This window comes from Arthrobacter paludis, from assembly GCF_056782315.1.
Genome location: NZ_JBXAEW010000029.1, coordinates 1 through 16,250, shown reverse-complemented (window position 1 = coordinate 16,250; position 16,250 = coordinate 1). Strand labels below are relative to the sequence as shown.

Annotated in this window: 16 protein-coding genes; 5 read left to right on the top strand and 11 right to left on the bottom strand. The window is 68.0% G+C overall.

The features are described from left to right. Positions 1–314: transposase (locus AC1Q5D_RS17530; protein ID WP_481737727.1), on the top strand; the 314-nt coding region annotated here is incomplete at its 5' end. Here AC1Q5D_RS17530 and AC1Q5D_RS17525 read toward each other — a convergent pair. The 5 genes from AC1Q5D_RS17525 to AC1Q5D_RS17505 all read right to left on the bottom strand — a co-directional run bounded on the left by AC1Q5D_RS17525 (position 276) and on the right by AC1Q5D_RS17505 (position 5,242). Then, entirely contained in the window at positions 276–1,121 is an 846-nt protein-coding gene (locus AC1Q5D_RS17525; RefSeq protein ID WP_481739736.1) for a CapA family protein, read from the bottom strand. The genes AC1Q5D_RS17530 and AC1Q5D_RS17525 overlap by 39 nt on opposite strands. Before the next feature lie 52 nt (positions 1,122–1,173). Then, positions 1,174–1,920 (bottom strand): MoaF C-terminal domain-containing protein, encoded by a 747-nt coding sequence (locus tag AC1Q5D_RS17520; RefSeq protein WP_481739735.1) that lies wholly within the window; start codon positions 1,918–1,920, stop codon positions 1,174–1,176. 129 nt (positions 1,921–2,049) lie between these two features. Beyond that, entirely contained in the window at positions 2,050–3,390 is a 1,341-nt protein-coding gene (locus AC1Q5D_RS17515) for a flavin monoamine oxidase family protein (protein ID WP_481739734.1), read from the bottom strand. A gap of 10 nt (positions 3,391–3,400) precedes the next feature. After that, a complete protein-coding gene (locus tag AC1Q5D_RS17510; RefSeq protein WP_481739733.1) occupies positions 3,401–3,733 on the bottom strand; it encodes a cupin domain-containing protein in 333 nt (110 codons plus the stop codon). Positions 3,734–3,763: 30 nt separating this feature from the next. Continuing rightward, complete coding sequence (locus AC1Q5D_RS17505; RefSeq protein WP_481739732.1) at positions 3,764–5,242, bottom strand: APC family permease; 1,479 nt, start codon at positions 5,240–5,242, stop codon at positions 3,764–3,766. A 131-nt stretch (positions 5,243–5,373) separates the two neighbouring features. Between AC1Q5D_RS17505 and AC1Q5D_RS17500 the strand changes: the two genes are divergently transcribed. Next, positions 5,374–5,958, top strand: a complete 585-nt coding sequence (locus tag AC1Q5D_RS17500) for a TetR/AcrR family transcriptional regulator (RefSeq protein WP_481739731.1) — start codon at positions 5,374–5,376, stop codon at positions 5,956–5,958. A 144-nt stretch (positions 5,959–6,102) separates the two neighbouring features. Here AC1Q5D_RS17500 and AC1Q5D_RS17495 read toward each other — a convergent pair whose 3' ends face one another. Further along, on the bottom strand, positions 6,103–6,666 hold the full coding sequence (locus AC1Q5D_RS17495) for a type II toxin-antitoxin system RelE/ParE family toxin (protein ID WP_481739730.1): 564 nt from the start codon (positions 6,664–6,666) through the stop codon (positions 6,103–6,105). A 9-nt stretch (positions 6,667–6,675) separates the two neighbouring features. Next, positions 6,676–6,978, bottom strand: coding sequence for a type II toxin-antitoxin system Phd/YefM family antitoxin (locus AC1Q5D_RS17490; protein WP_481739729.1), 303 nt, complete (start codon positions 6,976–6,978; stop codon positions 6,676–6,678). 182 nt (positions 6,979–7,160) lie between these two features. Between AC1Q5D_RS17490 and AC1Q5D_RS17485 the strand changes: the two genes are divergently transcribed. Beyond that, positions 7,161–8,804 (top strand): amidohydrolase, encoded by a 1,644-nt coding sequence (locus tag AC1Q5D_RS17485; RefSeq protein ID WP_481739728.1) that lies wholly within the window; start codon positions 7,161–7,163, stop codon positions 8,802–8,804. A gap of 30 nt (positions 8,805–8,834) precedes the next feature. Further along, complete coding sequence (locus tag AC1Q5D_RS17480) at positions 8,835–10,055, top strand: MFS transporter (RefSeq protein WP_481739727.1); 1,221 nt, start codon at positions 8,835–8,837, stop codon at positions 10,053–10,055. Between the two features lie 33 nt (positions 10,056–10,088). Here the strand turns inward: AC1Q5D_RS17480 and AC1Q5D_RS17475 are convergent, their stop codons facing one another. Then, positions 10,089–11,126, bottom strand: a complete 1,038-nt coding sequence (locus tag AC1Q5D_RS17475) for a hypothetical protein (protein ID WP_481739726.1) — start codon at positions 11,124–11,126, stop codon at positions 10,089–10,091. Between the two features lies 1 nt (position 11,127). Then, the gene (locus tag AC1Q5D_RS17470) at positions 11,128–12,288 is read right to left on the bottom strand and encodes a ParB N-terminal domain-containing protein (protein WP_481739725.1); all 1,161 of its coding nucleotides are present in this window, start codon (positions 12,286–12,288) and stop codon (positions 11,128–11,130) included. Positions 12,289–12,575: 287 nt separating this feature from the next. Between AC1Q5D_RS17470 and AC1Q5D_RS17465 the strand changes: the two genes are divergently transcribed. Beyond that, a complete protein-coding gene (locus AC1Q5D_RS17465) occupies positions 12,576–13,841 on the top strand; it encodes a DNA cytosine methyltransferase (RefSeq protein WP_481739724.1) in 1,266 nt (421 codons plus the stop codon). Between the two features lie 108 nt (positions 13,842–13,949). On the opposite strand, the gene istB is transcribed toward AC1Q5D_RS17465, so the two are convergent. Beyond that, on the bottom strand, positions 13,950–14,789 hold the full coding sequence (istB, locus tag AC1Q5D_RS17460; protein ID WP_481739329.1) for an IS21-like element helper ATPase IstB: 840 nt from the start codon (positions 14,787–14,789) through the stop codon (positions 13,950–13,952). Then, positions 14,786–16,111, bottom strand: a complete 1,326-nt coding sequence (locus AC1Q5D_RS17455) for an IS21/IS408/IS1162 family transposase (RefSeq protein WP_481739330.1) — start codon at positions 16,109–16,111, stop codon at positions 14,786–14,788. The genes istB and AC1Q5D_RS17455 overlap by 4 nt, the downstream gene beginning before the upstream one ends. Between the last annotated feature and the right edge of the window lie 139 nt (positions 16,112–16,250).

Here is a 16,250-nt window from a genome sequence, read left to right as displayed (position 1 = left end):
TCCTGGCCGACAAGGGGTACCCCTCGAAGTCCAACCGGGCCTGGCTGGCCGCCCGCGGGATCGCCGCGACGATCCCGGAAAAGGCCGACCAGGTGGCCAACCGCCGCAGGAAAGGATCCCGGGGCGGACGGCCGCCGGCCTTCGACGCGGAGACCTACCGGCGCCGCAACGTCGTCGAGCGCTGCTTCAACCAACTCAAACGCTGGCGCGGACTGGCGATGCGAACCGACAAAACTGCCCGCAACTTCCACGCCGCCATACAACTCGCCTCAGCCCTAGTCTGGCTCGGAACCAGCTTTAGCAACACTCCCTAGGGGCCGGGCGTGGTGCGAGGAGTGGCCGAAGACGATGTCGACGCCGCCGTCGAGCAGCCGGTGCGCGAAGGCGACCTGCTCGTCCGGGACGGCGTAGCCCCAGTTCGTCCCCCAGTGCAGGGACACGACGTGCACGTCGTCCGGCTGCAGGCCCGCCGCGCCGTGCACGCGCTCGAGCAGCCCGTCGGCCGTCGCCGCCGTGAGGTCGGGCAGGTAGGCGACGCCGGGCCGGTCCACACCGGCGGCCTGGTCCGGGCGGACGCCGCTGGAGGCCAGGCCGGCCGACCAGACGAGCACCCGGCCGGCGGGCACGTCGACGACGGCGGGCGCCCAGGCGCCGTCCTCGTCCGGGCCGGCGCCGCCGGTGCGGATGCCCGCCGCGTGCAGGGTGTCGAGGGTGTCGCGGAGCCCGCGCCGGCCGAAGTCCAGCACGTGGTTGTTGGCGAGCGTGCAGCCGTCGATGCGCGCGGCGGTCAGGACCTCGACGTTCTCCGGGCTCATCCGGTAGTGGATGCCCTTGCCGGGGGCGAAGTCCTCGGAGCGGGTCACGCTGGTCTCGAGGTTGACGAGGCGCACGTCCGGGGCGACGGCGTCCAGGACCTCGAGGGCGTCGCCCCACGGCCAGTCCCAGCCGACCGGGGCCGGCACCATGCCGTTGGCGCGTTCCGCGAGGGCCACGTAGCTGCGGGCGTCGCGGACGTACTCCTCGCGCAGCTCGGGGCGCACGGGGTGGGGCAGGACCTGGTCCACGCCCCGGCCGGTCATCACGTCGCCGGCGAGGAAGAGCGAGATGGTTCCCGAGTCCATGACATCCGTCTCCTGGCTTGCCTGATTCCACTGTAGGCCACCGCCCCGGGGGTCATTCCGCGGGGTAGCGGGTGTCGTTCAGGACTGTGAACTCGCTGTCGAAGGGAAGGTGCATGGGAGCCAGGGTGGGGCCATCCCAGCAGAACATTCGGCCGATGGAGCGTTCGTTCGCCACGTCGATGACCACGAAGGACTCGACCGGCATGACCGTCTCGCTCCAGTAGAGAAGGACCACGCCCTCGGCTAGCTCGAAGACCCGGACGGGATCGACGTCGCCCAGGCCTCGTTCGGCGCCCTGAATGCAGTGCCAGACGAAGGTGCCCGAGTTCAGATAGATGTGCTCGTAGCGCTCGGTGGGGCTGTAGCGGTAGAAGATCCGCTTGCCGACGAGTTCGGTGCTCTCGCCACGCGGTTCGATTTCGCCCGTGCCGGCGATGCGGCCGGAGAGGAACTCCGTGTCCATCCGCACCTCGCCGTCGCGGTTAATGAAGAAGGAGTCCGCGACCGTGACCCGGCCGTCGACCCGGTTGATGATCATGGTGACGTCGTGGGTTCCGGTGCCAGCGCCCTTGAGGAAGTCGACGTAGAAGATCTCCTCGCGCACCTCAACGGCCCGGTATGGGTGGGTGCCGGAGGCGCCGATGTCCGCGCCACCGGTGATGGTCCAGGTGATCTCGCCGCCCTCGAAAGAGTGGTCGATGGTCCATCCGTTATCGAAGGCGATCTGGACGGTGCTGCCCTCGAGCTTGGTGCTGGCCGGCAGGGTGGGGTTCCCGAAGCCCTCCAGCATGGCCGTCACCGCCGGCCACTCGTCTTGAGGCACATAGCCCACGGCGTCGGCGGTGGTATTGGTACTGGTGTTGCTAGACATGATGAGGGTGTCTCCGTTCATGGGGGTGGGGCAAGCAGGGTTATGGGTGGTGTGTAGTTAAAGGTGGGCTGGCTCGGGCGCGGCCGGAGCGTCGGCGCCCTCGGCCTCCGCCGCGAGCGCTTCGCCCACGGTCCGGGACACTGCGAGCCCGCTCTCGATGGCCCCGTCGATGAACCCGCCCCACCCGTTGGCGAAGTCGGACCCGGCCAGGTGGACCCGCCCGTGCGGACGCTGCAGCTCCGCGAGCGTGCCGGTGAGGTATCCCGTGTAGTGCATGGGCCACGTGGAGCGGGAGTGCTCGTCGGAGACCCAGTCGTGCCCGGCGACCTCCAGCACCCGCAGCCCCGGCACCAGGGTGTCCAGGGCGGCCTGCGCCCCGGCCACGTCGTCCACGTCGACCGCCAGCGCGTCCGGGCCGAAGCACACCAGCGTCGTCGAGTTCTCATCCAGGTACTCGGCCTGCACGAAGTTCAGGGCCATGTCGTCGGTGCCCATGGCCACGAACCGCTCCTGACGCCCGGCGACCCTGATCCACAACTTCGCCCCGCGCCCGGCCTGCCCGCGGTCCGCGGCGGCCCGGGCGACGGGCGGGAGCTCGGGGGAGAAGGCGATGTCGTTCAGCACGCTCAGCGGCAGCGCGGCCACGACGCGGCGGGCCCGGATCTCCTCCCCGGACGTGGTGGTGACGGTGGCGCCGCCGTCGTCCTGCGCCACGGACGCGACCGCGGCGCCCAGCCGCAGCCGCGCGCCCGAGTCGGCCAGGATCGCCTCGGCGAGTCGGCTGGTGCCGCCGTCGAGCTTGAACGTCGCGCACGCCTCGAACATCAGCTGCCACGAGCCGGAGGCCACCGCGCACCAGCGCAGAGCCTGCGTCAGCGCGGCCTGATCGAGCCGGCCGTTGAAGTTCAGCGACCAGAACGAGCGCAGCAGGTCCCGCTGCGCCGCGGGCAGGCCCAGCGCGTCGATGGCCTCCGCGACCGTGGTCGCGTCGAGCGCCGCGACGTCCGGGTTCGCGAGCGGCTGCCACGGCAGAGGGAAGACCTCGCGTGCGGCGGCGAGGAGGCGCTCGTTCGGTTCGTCCAACAGGCCGAGCAGCTCGTCGGCCGGGCCCTCGTGCCGGGCCCCGCCGGCGACCCAGTGCGCCTTCGTGAACTCGGGCCCGGCCACGGGCTCGATGCCGTAGCGGCCCATCTCCGCCCACACGTAGGGCTGGGTCCAGTGCACCCAGGTGCCGCCGAGCTCGAGCGGGCGGCCGAGCCGCTCCTCGCGGAACGTGCGCCCGCCGATGCGGTCGCGCGCCTCGAGGATGGTGACGGTGTGGCCGCGGCGGGTGAGCTCGCGAGCGGCGGTGAGGCCGGCGAACCCGGCCCCGATGACGACGACGTCGGTGGTCTCCATGGCGGCGCTCCTAGCTGTAGACGAAGAACTCGACGGTGGGCTCCAGGACGCTCCAGCGGGTCATCGCCCCGCGGGAGAAGGAGGCCATCGACCCGGCCGACAGGTCGAACGACTCGCCCCCGGCGACGTCGATGCGCAGGTGCCCCGAGACGATGTACACGGTCTCGTCCTGGTGGATCTCGAGGTCGAACGGCTCGGGCGCGTCGGCGGGGGAGACGCTCCAGATGCCGGCGGAGAGGGCCTCGTTGCCGTTGTCGCCGGGGCGGCGCAGCCACTGGACCTGGCCGACCTCGAACGGCTCGTAGGCGGCGGGGGCGTGGGTGGCCTGGAAGACCTGGGACATGGTGGTGCTCCTTGGGTGTGGTGGGTGGGTCTAGTGGGTTTCGGGGTGGCGGACGATGGCGGCGCCCCGGTCGCCGGTCCGGGGCTCGCGCAGCAGCGGCAGCCGGTCCTGGACGCGGCGCCGGTAGACGTAGAGGACCAGGGACAGGGCCAGGATGCCGACGCCGATGCCGAGCTCGCGTGGGCCGCCGTAGCCGGAGAGCTCCGAGGAGAACGCGCCGACGGCCAGGACGGCGAGCGTGTAGAGGGAGATCGCCACGGCGAGCGGCACCGCGCCGCGGCCGAGCCGGAAGGGCCGGTCCGCGTGCGGACGGTCCCGGCGAAGGACGATGAACCCGGTGACGGCCAGCAGGATCGCCAGCAGGTAGCCGAGGTTGGCGGCGACCAGGATGGAGATCGGGTTGGAGACGAACACGGCCAGCACGACGTTCAGGACGACGGCGGTGGCGACGGCGCGGCCGGGGACCTGGTGGCGGTTCAGGACGGCGAACTGGCGCGGCATGAGCCCGTCCAGGGAGGCGCCGTAGAGGGCGCGGGAGCCGTCGGCCATGGCTGCGTTGACGCCCATCAGCAGGGCGCCGATGGTGATGACCAGGGCGGCGTCGCCGGCGAAGCCGGCGGGCAGGACGGTGGCGAAGCCCTGGATGAAGACGCCGGTCGGGTCCGCGGCGGCGGCCTCCGGGGAGACGAGCCCGCCCACGCCGAGCGGGACGAGCGCGAACATCGCGAACGTGTAGGCGCCGGAGCTGGTCAGGGCGCGCTTGGCGTCCTTGCGGGTGCGGTATTCGGGGGCGAAGGCCGCGCACATCTCCGTGCCGTAGGCGGTCCAGCCGACCAGGTACAGCCAGACGAGCGCGTCCTGCAGGCCGCCCCAGTGGTCGGCGCCGGGCGCGCCGAGGCCCCAGGTGAGGTTGGCGGGGTCCCAGTCGCCGCTGACGACGGGGGCGGCGACGAAGACCAGCAGCGGGACCAGCAGCAGCGCGCCGAGGACCTTGTTGACCCACGCGGCGGGCTGGGCGCCGAAGAGGTTCGGGACCATGAGCGCCAGGATGAAGCCGATGCCGATCAGCTGGGCGGCGCCGACCTGGGCGATGCCGAGGTCCCACGCCCAGGTGGCCTCGGGCAGCCAGTGGGCCTGGACGATCGCGCCGGCGGTGATGGACACGATCGAGATGACGGCGGACCAGCCGAACCAGTAGCCGAACGTGGCCAGGGCGCCAGCCGGGGCGAAGCGCTCCCGCCAGGCCTCGTGGGCGTAGACGGGCACGCCGCCGGGCTTGTCCGGGAACATCGAGGCCATCTCCGCGAAGAGGTGGTTCTGGACCCAGCCGACGCCGGCCGCGAACGCCCAGACCGCGAGCGCGGAGAGGGCGCCGATGGCGGCCATGGTCGGGCCGAAGGAGACGAAGAGGCCTCCGGAGACGGCCATCGACAGGGCGAAGGCGTCCTGCCAGCGCAGGGTGCGGTGCAGGGCCGGCGCGTCGGCGCCGGCGGTGGTGCTGTGGCTCATGAGGGTGTCCTCTGAACGAAGGAAGGGTGGGTTGCTCGATGTGAGCTGCGTCGCAGACATAACTATGCAACTGCTTAGTTGTGTCCGTCAAGGGGCAATTGGCGGGCGCGCGGCTGGCCTAGGATTCGGGTGTGGCAGAACGCAACCTGAAGTACGGCGACGGGCGGGACGCCCTGCTCGCGGCGACCGTCGCGGTCGTCGCGGCCAAGGGCCTGCAGGGGCTGACCTTCCGCGCCGTCGCCGAGGCGGCCGGGGTGAACAACACGCTGATCAGCCACTACTTCGGCAACAAGAAGTCGCTCCTGAAGGCGGCGCTGGAGTGGGCGACGGCGCGGTCCATCCGGCTCAGCGACCTCTCCGAGGCCGAGCGGGTCGACGCCGGCTTCGTCGAGGCCCTGGTCCGGCTCGTGGCCGAGGAGCCGGAGCTGCAGCTGTTCCAGTACGAGATGATCCTGGCCTCCCGGCGGGACCCGGACCTGCGGCCCGGCGCCGTCGCGCTCTACGACGGGTACATCGCCGCGCTGGAGCGGGCCCTGGGGCGGCACGGGCACGCGGACGCCGCGGCCCTGGCGCGGGCGGTCTTCGCCGCGCTGGACGGGCTGGTGCTCCAGCAGCTCACGGTCGCGGGGGAGGGGCCGATCGCCGCGGCGATGCTGCGGATCGGGGCGCTGCTCGAGCTGGACCATGCGGCGACGGGCCCCACGGCCTCCGCCTGAGTGCCGAAGGCAGGTTCGTGCACGGCAGGCCGTTGCGGTCCGCTACTGAATCTGTGAGTGCCTACGTGGCCCTATCGGTACGGGGTGCTGTGGCCCCGAAGGACGTAGACAACGCGCATTCGATCCAGCTCCTGAGGGCGGGTTCTACTTCGGATTCTGCCAGTACTCGATCATCAGCTTCTGTGCCTGTTCCTCCGTGAGGCCGCCGATCTCTTCCGCCGATAGGTGAAGGTTCTCGGCCAACCCCCGCGCCAACCACTCCGGCAACGCGGTGGGCAGTTCTGGTTCAGGATGGACCTGGATGTCCGAGTACAGGCGTCCCATTTGCTCGATCACGTCGATGAGCGGCTTGGCTTGCGGATGGCCCGAGGCTTTGAGTTGGTCCACGCGGCGCTTCATCTCGTCGTAGATTTCAAAGTCAGCCCGGGCGCCGGCCGCCCAGACTTCAGCAACCTCTAAAACGGGTTCGTGTTTGTCGTCAGACGCCTGGCGCCACACGATACGCCAGTCCCTGTTTCCCACTACGAGCTTGCGGAATCCGACGAGGGCCACCACCAGCGGTTCACCGGCTCCAGGGGATCGCTCAAGAAGAAGCATCTTGGCGAACACATCCCGAAGGATTTGCGGGTCCTTCTTCTGCAGGCGGTAGAGATCCGCGATTGCATCCTCGGTCAGTCGTACACGGCAAGTGGGTTCGGGCAACGTCACCACGAGAGACTAGAGGGTGTGGAGGCCCGCCTCGATTTCGGCCTCGAGTTCTGCCCGGTCCATGCCGAAGGCTTTCAGGGCGTGGTCAAGGTCTGTCCTGGCGCCAGAATCGGTCGCGAAACGAGCCATCACTAGCGCGGCATCCCTGAGGGTTTCGCGATCGCGCCGAAGGCTCTCGATTTCGCGCGCCGAAACGATCTCGGCGACGACGCGGCCGTGCCGGGACAGCGCGATGTCGTTGCCGGATTCCGCGGAGCTCACCAGTCCGGATACGCCGGTGCGGGATGCCTCAGTGATGGTCATCATGCTCATGCATTAAAACTACATAGATTTCTACACAAACTCAACGGATGTCTCTGCCCGCCGCCGGCCGGAGGCGCCCGGGCGCGGAACGTCAAACGTCATGCATCGTGGCCCAAGCCACAACGGACCCGCGCTCCCTAGCGTGGCGGTAGCCGCACACCGCGGCCCCGTCACGCGAGAGGACCCGACCCGTGGAGCAGACCGCCGACCTGTTGATCACGAACGCCGCCATCGACCCGGACGCCTCCGGCGGGAAGACCGCCACGCAGCTGGCCATCGTCGACGGCCGCGTCCTGGCCACCGGCGACGACCTCTCCGCCCTGGCCGGCCCGGACACCCGAACCGTCGACCTGGAGGGCCGCTACGTCATGCCGGCCCTCGGCGACGTGCACAACCACCACTGGATGGCCGGGCAGTCGGACCTGTTCGAGCTGCAGGTCAGCCCCGCCGCCGGGCTCGACGAGCTGCTCGGCGCCGTCGCCGCCTATGCCGAGGGCCTCGACGCGGGGGACTGGGTTGTCGGCGGCAGCTGGGGCAGCGGCCTGCTGGAGGCGATCAACACCCCCGAGGCCCTCGAGCGCTTCGACCGCGCCACCGGCGGCCGGCCGGCGATGCTCCGCGACGACTCCAAGCACAACCGCTGGGCCAACTCCGCCGCGCTCAAGGAGGCCGGCATCGCCGACGGCACGCCGGACCCCGCGGGCGGGCAGATCCTGCGCGATTCCCACGGCCGCGCCACCGGCGTGCTCATCGAGGCCGGCGGCATCGCCGTGGAGGAGGCCCTCGCCGCGGCCCGCCCGCTCGGCACGGCCGAGCTGGCCCGCGCGGCCGAGCGCGGCATCGAGATTCTGCACTCCTACGGGATCACCGCGTTCCAGGACGCCGCCGCGTCGCTGCAGCTCATGGGCGCCCTGAAGCACCTGGACGACGCCGGCCGGCTCAAGGCCTGGGTCGTCACCTCGATGCTGGCCAACGACTTCATCTTCGGCGCCGCGCCCCTGGGCGAGGGCATCATCGGGCACCGCGACGAGCACCGCTCCACGCACCACCGGCCGGACTTCATCAAGATCTTCCTCGACGGGGTCCCGCCCACGCGCAGCGCCGCGTTCCTCGAGCCCTACCTGCCCGACGACGCGTTCGGCTGCAACCACCACGGCCACACCACGATGGACCCCTCCGAGCTGGAGGGCTGGCTGATGTCGACGGCGGAGCGCGGCATCTCCGCGAAGATCCACTGCACCGGCGACGCCTCCGTGCGCCTGGTCCTGGACACCGTGGAGAAGGTCCGCGCCGCCGGGCACACCGCCCCGCGCTACCACATCGCCCACGGCCAGTTCGTGCACCCGGACGACGTCGCCCGCTTCGCGCAGCTCGGCGTCGTCGCCGACATCTCCCCGGCCCTGTGGTTCCCCGGCGTCATCGCCGAGGCCATCGCGTCCGTCCTGCCCGGCGACCGGGCCGGGCGGATGCAGCCCAACCGGGCCCTGCTCGACGCCGGCGCCACGCTGGCCGGCGGCTCCGACTGGCCGGTCTCCGAGAGCCCGAACCCGTGGGAGGGCATCTACGGCCTGGTCACCCGCCAGGACCCGACCAAGCGCTTCCCGGGCACGCTCTGGCCCGAGCAGGCCATCACGCTGCGGGAGGCCATCGCCGCCTACACCACGGCGTGCGCCGACGCGATGGGCCTGGCCCGCGAGACCGGCCGCCTCGCGCCCGGGCTCTCGGCGGACTTCGTCGTGCTCGACCGCAGCCCCTACGCCGTCGACCTCGAGGAGCTGCCCGGCTTCGCCGCCCGCCAGACCTGGTTCGCCGGCGAGCCCGCCTACACCCGCTGAACCCGTCCCCGCACCTGAAGGCCAACCACCATGCCCACCACCGTTCCCGCCGCCGTGCGCGGCGACCGCCCCGCGCTGATCTTCATCGGCACCTACTCCGCGGTCCTCTACACCGTCCTGCTCATCGCCCCGGTCATCGGCGGCAAGCTCGCCGCCGAACTGGGGCTCGGGCCCGCCCAGCTAGGGCTGCTGTTCTCGCTCGAGCTCGGCGCGTTCAGCCTCGCCACCGTGCCCGCGTACCTGTGGCTGCGCCGGGCCAACCTGCGCACCGTCGTCGTCGCGTGCACGCTGGCCGTCGCGGCCGGCAACCTGCTCTCCGGCTTCGCCGAGTCCTACCCGCTGCTGCTGGCGGTCCGCTTCGCGACGTCGCTGGCGGCCGGCTCCATCACGGTCGTGTTGCTGTCCCTGTGCGGGCGGACCGGGAACCCGAGCCGCGCGTTCGGCGTGTTCGTCGTGGCCCAGCTGGCCATGGGCGCGCTGATCCTGGCCGTGTTCCCGGCCCTGTTCGCGGGCACCGGCGTCGCCGCCGTGTACTGGACCCTCGCCGGGCTGGCCGTGCTCTGCCTGCCGGCGGCGCGGCTGGTCGACGGCGGCTTCCTGCGCCGCGGCGCGGCGGAGGGGACGACGGCGGCGGCGCCCGCGCCCGCCGCGTCCCCGAGGCACTGGCTGCCGTTCGCGCTGGGCCTGGCCGCCGCGCTGGCCTTCTACATCTCCCTGTCGGGCGTCTGGACGTTCATGGCTCAGATCGCCGGCGCCGCCGGGACCGCCCCGAACGCCGTGAGCACGACCCTCTCCGTCGCGACGCTGGCCGGCATCGCCTCGGCCCTGTTCGCGTCGCTGCGCGGGGATACCCCGCACCGCCGCGCGTTCCTGGTGGTCGGCTACGTGGGCATGGCCGCCTCCGTCGCGCTGCTGGCCGGGACGCCGGGGCTGCTGCGCTTCGCCCTGGCGGCCGTGGTGTTCAAGTTCGCGTGGACGTTCATCCTGCCGTACCTGCTTTCCACCCTGGCCGACCTGGGCAACGGCGGGCAGGTCATGAACACGACGAACCTGATGATCGGCTCCGGCTTCGCGATCGGCCCGCTGCTGGGCGGCGTGCTCGTCGAGGCGAGCGGCGGCTTCGGGGCGATGATCGCCGTGTCCGTTCTCGGCGTGGTCCTGTCCGGGGCGCTCGTGCTGGCGGTGCACCCGCAAAGAGAGTCCGTTGATGAGGCCCCGCGGTCGGGGACCGATGCGTCCAGAGCGCGCTGAAGCTTGGAGAGCTGTCAGCTTGACCGCATTTCGTTACAGGTCGTTCAACTCCTGCGCGCGGCTAAGTTGCAATCGGGGAAAAAGCATGTGGCCTTTAAGTTCTGTGTCCAGGTCAGTCTGATCTTCTTCTCCTGGCCAGAGCATCTTCAAGAGACGAAAGCGGTCGACCAGAACATTCTCATGGATGTCGTGTGGGGCATACCACGTTCTGTCCGGACGCCGAAAGTCGAAGGGGATGAAGCAGATGCTCGTTGGAGGATTAGTAAAGGATATTAATCGCCTCCACACAGACGCCGTTGAGCTGTGCTGCTTAGATACCCAACGGCTTGTGCAAGCGCATTGGCCAAAGTAGAGCGGACGGGCTCCGAGGTCATCGCCCCATGAGTGCCATGCAACAACGTCAAGACCGGCATCTCCCGTATTGCCAGGCTCGAATTTCTCCCTCTCAAAAACGGGACGTTCTCCTATCATGGCGGCTAGTGCGTCGATCCGGTCAACCAGAAGGCCTCCAGCGAATGGGCCTGAGCGGTTTAAGGAATTGGCGCCGAATAGTTCGACACGACTGGCGGCGGGAAACTGTCGCGTCAATGCTTCCTTGCATACAAGTTCGAAGGCAGAGGTCAGATTCGATTGGTCACTCTTGTTAGGTACGTAGCGCAGGGAAGCGCAAGCCAGTACGTAAAGGTAGGTCAGGCGTGAAGTCGAATGTTCGCGAACCGAAATTGAACCTGCAGCTAAATCAATGTCGAAGGGATAGGCACTTCCGTACGCCACTTGCCTGCTGCGCAGGTTAAGTAGGATGTCGCCAGATCGCTGTGCAATTGCGTCACGTAGTTCTGCGGAGTTTAGGGGCGGTGAGCAGAGCTCTGTATCCGGGTCAAAGGACATCGGGTCCATGTCGTCGGATGTCTCGGCATCCCTATACGCTGAACGACGCTCGACAACCTCAGACAGGTCTTCGTGGGCGTATTGATCCGCAGCTGCGGTATAGGCGAGTATCTCCGCCCAGTCTGCCCAGGCGTGGAGCTGTGAAGTACCCGGCAGGCGGTCCAAGGCACCAAAGAGCGACATCCTAAGCCGGCTCCTCTTCAATTCCCGAGTTAACCGCTTGTTCTAGCGACTGCACGCGCTGTAAAAGCTCGGTCACTTTTTCAACATCACTGGTATCGAAGGTTAGTCCCGAGTGCTCATTCATAGCGTTAGAGGTCGCCTGAAGTGCCTGGTCAACGAAGCCCCTAAATGAGCCAAGCCCACCTTGGATCGCATTCCACGCTTCCCTGAGGGGACGGTCGGCGCGGAGCAGTTCCACGGCCCGAGGTGAAACTAGAGCCTCGGATAGCAACCTCAGGTTGCGGGACTCGCCTAGTCGTGAACGCTGTCCTTCACCCTTCTCAAAAATAATCCGAATCAGAAGTTGGAGATTGTCTAGATTCAATCCCTTTGCATTCACATCGCGGCTGGAGTCGAGTCCAAGAAACTCGATGACATTCGCGTATGCGAGCGCGCTGGAGATTAGCGAAAAGTTGATGGAGTCTTCAGACAGGCCCCCGACATTGAAATAGTTGTTCTCTTCGACTTTTTCATAGAGCGTGAGCGCAGTCAGTAGTCGAGCCACGTAGTCGGAACGACTGCCAATAGTCCGGGCGACATCCTTTAATCGTTGTTGTGGCGCGCCATGGATCGAGTCGAACCGTTGCTGCAGGAAGCGAGCCTTCGCGAGAGGGTCCCATTCTTTGATGCCCGTGACGTGGCGAAAGCCGAGGTGCTCGAGAATCTCGTCTCTCGTATTGAATTGCAGCGCTGGGATACTCTCGGGAAGATCAGCTGCTCGGTTAGCGACGATAGCCTTCACAGTGGACTTATTTGTCGGCGCGAGGTCCGGGGATTGCAACAGTAGGCAGGCCGCGAAACGCCGGTTCCCCTCCACGACGATCCACTCATCGGAAGATCCACTAGGCGATACCAGGATCGGTTCTCCTGGAAAGAACCCCTGCTCGGCGATGGACCGCATCAGATCGACCAGTCCCGCGTCCTGCAGCATGAAGCGAAGCACCTGCGTAGTGTCTGTCGCACCGCTAAGACTCCGGGGAAACCGGGGATTGTCAGGATCGAATCGCAGCTTTTCCAACGGAACCGAAGCAAAAATCGGCGTTGCGGATCGCATCGCAGTTCCTCTCACGTGGTGGGCGAGCGCACAAACCATCCGGTCGAGCTGTTTGATGGCTAAGGTCACTCTGGCATCTTGATTTTGTGCTGCGTGATGGATTTGCGGCAAATCGTTTATCAGTTCAGGTTAAAGCGAGTCGCTTGGATCTCTCGAACTAAGACGAATTTCCCTTAAACCGAGCTTAGGACGACCTCAAGACGCTATTGGCGAATCGCGTCGCCCCACCCCAGAGCAGATGTCGAATCGGCCCCAACTGACCCATTATGCCCGTAGGCTTGGGCGGTAGGCTTATCCCTCGCGATGGCACGGTCATTCGTGTTGGTAGACGCGCGCCCGTAGGAGGTAAAACGGAGTTGAACGAGTTCAACGCGATAGAGATTTGTGCCGGCGCCGGTGGTCAGGCGCTGGGGCTGGAACGTGCAGGGTTCCATCATGAACTTGCCGTCGAACTAGATGACGCTGCCATTAATACTTTGCGACTGAATCGGCCGATGTGGACCGTCAAGCAAGGCGATGTTGCTGATCGAGAAGTATGGAACCCGCGGGACTACGCTCCGACTTCAAGTCAAGGTCCGATCGACCTTTTTGCCGGGGGTGTGCCCTGCCCGCCCTTTAGCATCGCGGGCAAGCAGCTAGGTGCCGTAGATGAGCGAGATCTTTTTGCGTGGGCGGTTGAACAGGTAGCCGTCTTACAGCCGCGTGCTGTCTTGCTGGAGAATGTCCGTGGACTCAGCCTTCCAAGGTTCGCTGCCTATAGGCAGCATGTACTAGACCGATTCCTGAAACAGGGGTACGTCGCGGAGTGGCGCCTGCTGAATGCTTCAGACTTTGGAGTCTCCCAGCTCAGACCGCGATTTGTGCTTGTTGCTATGCGTCCCGACGATTTTTCGCATTTTCATTGGCCGGAACCGCTGGGAGTCCCAGCAACTGTGGGCGAGTTGTTGCGACCCCTAATGGGCGAGAATGGCTGGGAGGGAGCGGAAGAGTGGGCTCATAACGCCAGTCGCATTGCCCCCACGATTGTTGGGGGTTCGAAGAAGCATGGAGGCCCCGACTTGGGACCGACCCGGGCGAAGCGTGCATGGGCAGAGTTGGGCGTTGACGGAAGGGGAATCGCGAACCAAGCCCCGCTGCAGGGTGAAAGCTTCACGATAGGTCCTAAGCTAACGTGCGAGATGGTGGCGCTCCTTCAGGGCTGGAATGCTGATTCCTACCAGTGGGATTTTTCAGGACGTAAAACCAGCGTCTATAGGCAGATCGGAAACGCATTTCCGCCGCCCGTGGCCCACGCGCTCGGCCAGGCGATTGCGAATGCGCTGGCGCGAACTGCAGCGCCGCGATCTGAGCAGGCGACGGTAGAGGAGATCGATCCTCTATACCGAATTCTCCGAAGTGCTGATGGCTTTGTGTCTTCGGAGTCTCTATTGAAGAATCTGGGCTTAGCTAGCACAGCAGAACTTGAGTCCCGCCTCCAATTACTCGCTCGGGATTTCGATGTCGAAGTGACGTTCGGTGCCAAGGGTCCCGGGTACCGTGTTGGGGCGTTCAGAGGGTTCACCGGCCAATCCGATCACGCACGGCATAGCTTCTACGCCCGCTCACTATCGAAGGTGAGCTAGTCGTTTCGGACCGGACGTTGTGAGTTCGGGTGGTGGCGGATTGAGGGCCTGATGACGCTCATCGAAATTCCCCGGTTGGTGCTCGGTGAATGTCCCCAGTCGCGGGGTTTAGGTTAGCAGCGTTTTCGGGGTGCCTGTAGTGGCTCGGCGGAGCTGTTCGGCGGCGTCGTGGTGGGCTCGGAGCCGGTAGGAGTCCCCGTCCAGGTTCAGGACCACGGAGCGGTGCAGGAGCCGGTCGAGCATGGCGGCGGCGACGGTGGTGTCGCCGAGGATCTCGCCCCAGGCCCCGACGGGCCGGTTGGTGGTGATCACGATGCTGGTCTTGAGGTAGCGCTGGTTGATGACCTGGAACAGGGCCGAGGCGGCCTCCCCGGGCAGGGGCAGGTACCCGAGCTCGTCGATGACCAGCAGGGTGGGGCCGGCGAAGAAGCGCATGGTGGTGGCCCACCGGCCCTCAATCGCGGCCTTGTGGCAGCGGGCGGCCAGGTCGGCCGCGGAGGTGAAGTAGGTGCGGTATCCGGCCTCGACGGCGGCGCGGGCCAGCCCGGCGGCGAGGTGGGTCTTGCCGGTGCCGGGCGGGCCGATGAGCAGCACGTTGGTCGCGTTCTCGAGCCACCGGCAGGTGGCCAGCTCGTTGATCAGGGACCGGTCGACGCCCTGGGCGTGGTCGGTGTCGAACCCGGCCAGGGTAGCCGGGGTGGGGATGCTGGCGAAGCGCAGCCGTCCGGCCAGGCGCCGGGCCTCGGCGCTGTCGACCTCGACGGCCAACAGGCGCTCGAGGGTCTCGGTCATCGACCAGCCGTCGGCGCGGGCCTGGTCCAGGACGGCGGGCAGCGCCTCGGCGGCCCCGGCGAGCTTGAGCGTGGCCAGATGGGCGCGCAGCCGCTGGTAGGTGGCCGCCTGCGCGTTCGTGGACGGAACGGCGGCCGGGGTGGGGGTGGTGGTCATGGCAGGTAGCTCTTTCGTTGGGCGGCGGCCTCGTAGGCGGCCAGGTCGATCACGGAGGCCTCCGGCGCCGCGGGGCGCCCGAGCAGGGCGTCGGCGGCGGCGCGGGCGGCGGCCCCGGGCGGGATGCGTTCCTTGCGGCGGTGGGGCTTGGCCGTGTTCACCGCGGCCATCGCCGCCGCGTTCAGGGCGATGACGTGTCCGGTGTCGCGGATGGTGGCGCCCAAGCCCGGCTCGGCGATGCGGTGCCGGGCCACGACCGCGTTCCCGGAGCGGATCTGCAGGTGCCCGGCACCGACCCGGTGGGTGACCACGACCCTGGCCGCGGCCAGCTCCGGGGGCACGGAGTACCGGTTGCCGCGCCAGGAGACCAGGCCCTGCCGTGAGGCGGTGCGCTCGTCCTGGACCGCGACCGGGTAGGCGGCCGCCGGGGCGGGGCGCAACACCTCCACCTCGGCCATCGCCGCCACCGTGCTCCAGCCCTGGGGCCCGCGGCGCCGGCGGGCGTCCTGGGACTGGGCGAAGGCCAACACGCTCGCCTGGGCGGCCTCGAAGCCCGTCTCATCGGGCAGGGTGCGCCACCAGCGTTGCGCGGCGGTGTGGTTGTTCTTCTCCACCACGCCCTTGCGGTGCCCGGACCGGGGCGGGCAGAGGAGCACCTCGACGCCGTGGTGCTTGGCGAAGCCGGCGAAGGCGGGGTTGATGTCCCCACTGCCGGCAACCGCGACGGTTCCCATCCGGTCGAAGCGCCAGGCCCGGGTCAGGCCCCCGAGCAGGGCGATGAGCGTGGTGATGGCCTCCATCAGGTGCGCGTGGTCCATCGATTCTGCCAGCACGGCCCGCCACTTGCCCGAGTGCGGCAGCGAGCCCACCAGCAGCAGCGCCTTGCGCCCCGGCCCCCAGCCGGACGGCGGGTCGGGCAGCTCGAGCCAGTCGAACTGGGTCTCCTCCCCGGGCGGGTGCTCGATCACCGCGTTCGGGCGCTCGGTGACCTTCCCGCACGCCACGCACGCCGGGCGCAGCCCGCGGGCGCGGATCTGGCGGGTCAGCGTCTGGTACGAGCGGTCATAGCCCAGCCCGGCCAGCTCGTCGAACAGGGTCAACGCCCACAAGTGCGGGTCCTCGGCCAGCCGGGCGGTGACGTAGGCCTCGAACCGGGCGAAAACATCCGGTCCGGAGCGGCGGCGCATCCCCGGGGTCCGTTCCCCGTTGAGGTAGGCGCGGACGGTCTTGCGGTCCCGCCCCGTGTGTTTGGCGATGCGGCTGATGCTCCAGCCGCGCTCTTTCAACGCGTGGATCTCCACGTCTTCCTTCCATGGCAGCATGAAGGGACGGGCCTTTCTCGAAAGCCGGTGTGTGGTCAGAGACCACCAGCTTCGGGGAGGGCCCGCCCCTATTCAGGGACTGACACGAACTGGGGAAATTCAGTGAGCGCCGGGTGGGGAATTTCGATGAGCGTGATCA

Bases quoted from the DNA above. Each gene is read 5' to 3' on its own strand.
- AC1Q5D_RS17525 (WP_481739736.1), bottom strand. From the start codon at position 1,121: ATGGACTCGGGAACCATCTCGCTCTTCCTCGCCGGCGACGTGATGACC.
- AC1Q5D_RS17515 (WP_481739734.1), bottom strand. From the start codon at position 3,390: ATGGAGACCACCGACGTCGTCGTCATCGGGGCCGGGTTCGCCGGCCTC.
- AC1Q5D_RS17510 (WP_481739733.1), bottom strand. From the start codon at position 3,733: ATGTCCCAGGTCTTCCAGGCCACCCACGCCCCCGCCGCCTACGAGCCG.
- AC1Q5D_RS17505 (WP_481739732.1), bottom strand. From the start codon at position 5,242: ATGAGCCACAGCACCACCGCCGGCGCCGACGCGCCGGCCCTGCACCGC.
- AC1Q5D_RS17490 (WP_481739729.1), bottom strand. From the start codon at position 6,978: ATGAGCATGATGACCATCACTGAGGCATCCCGCACCGGCGTATCCGGA.
- AC1Q5D_RS17480 (WP_481739727.1), top strand. From the start codon at position 8,835: ATGCCCACCACCGTTCCCGCCGCCGTGCGCGGCGACCGCCCCGCGCTG.
- AC1Q5D_RS17475 (WP_481739726.1), bottom strand. From the start codon at position 11,126: ATGTCGCTCTTTGGTGCCTTGGACCGCCTGCCGGGTACTTCACAGCTC.
- istB (WP_481739329.1), bottom strand. From the start codon at position 14,789: ATGACCACCACCCCCACCCCGGCCGCCGTTCCGTCCACGAACGCGCAG.
- AC1Q5D_RS17455 (WP_481739330.1), bottom strand. From the start codon at position 16,111: ATGCTGCCATGGAAGGAAGACGTGGAGATCCACGCGTTGAAAGAGCGC.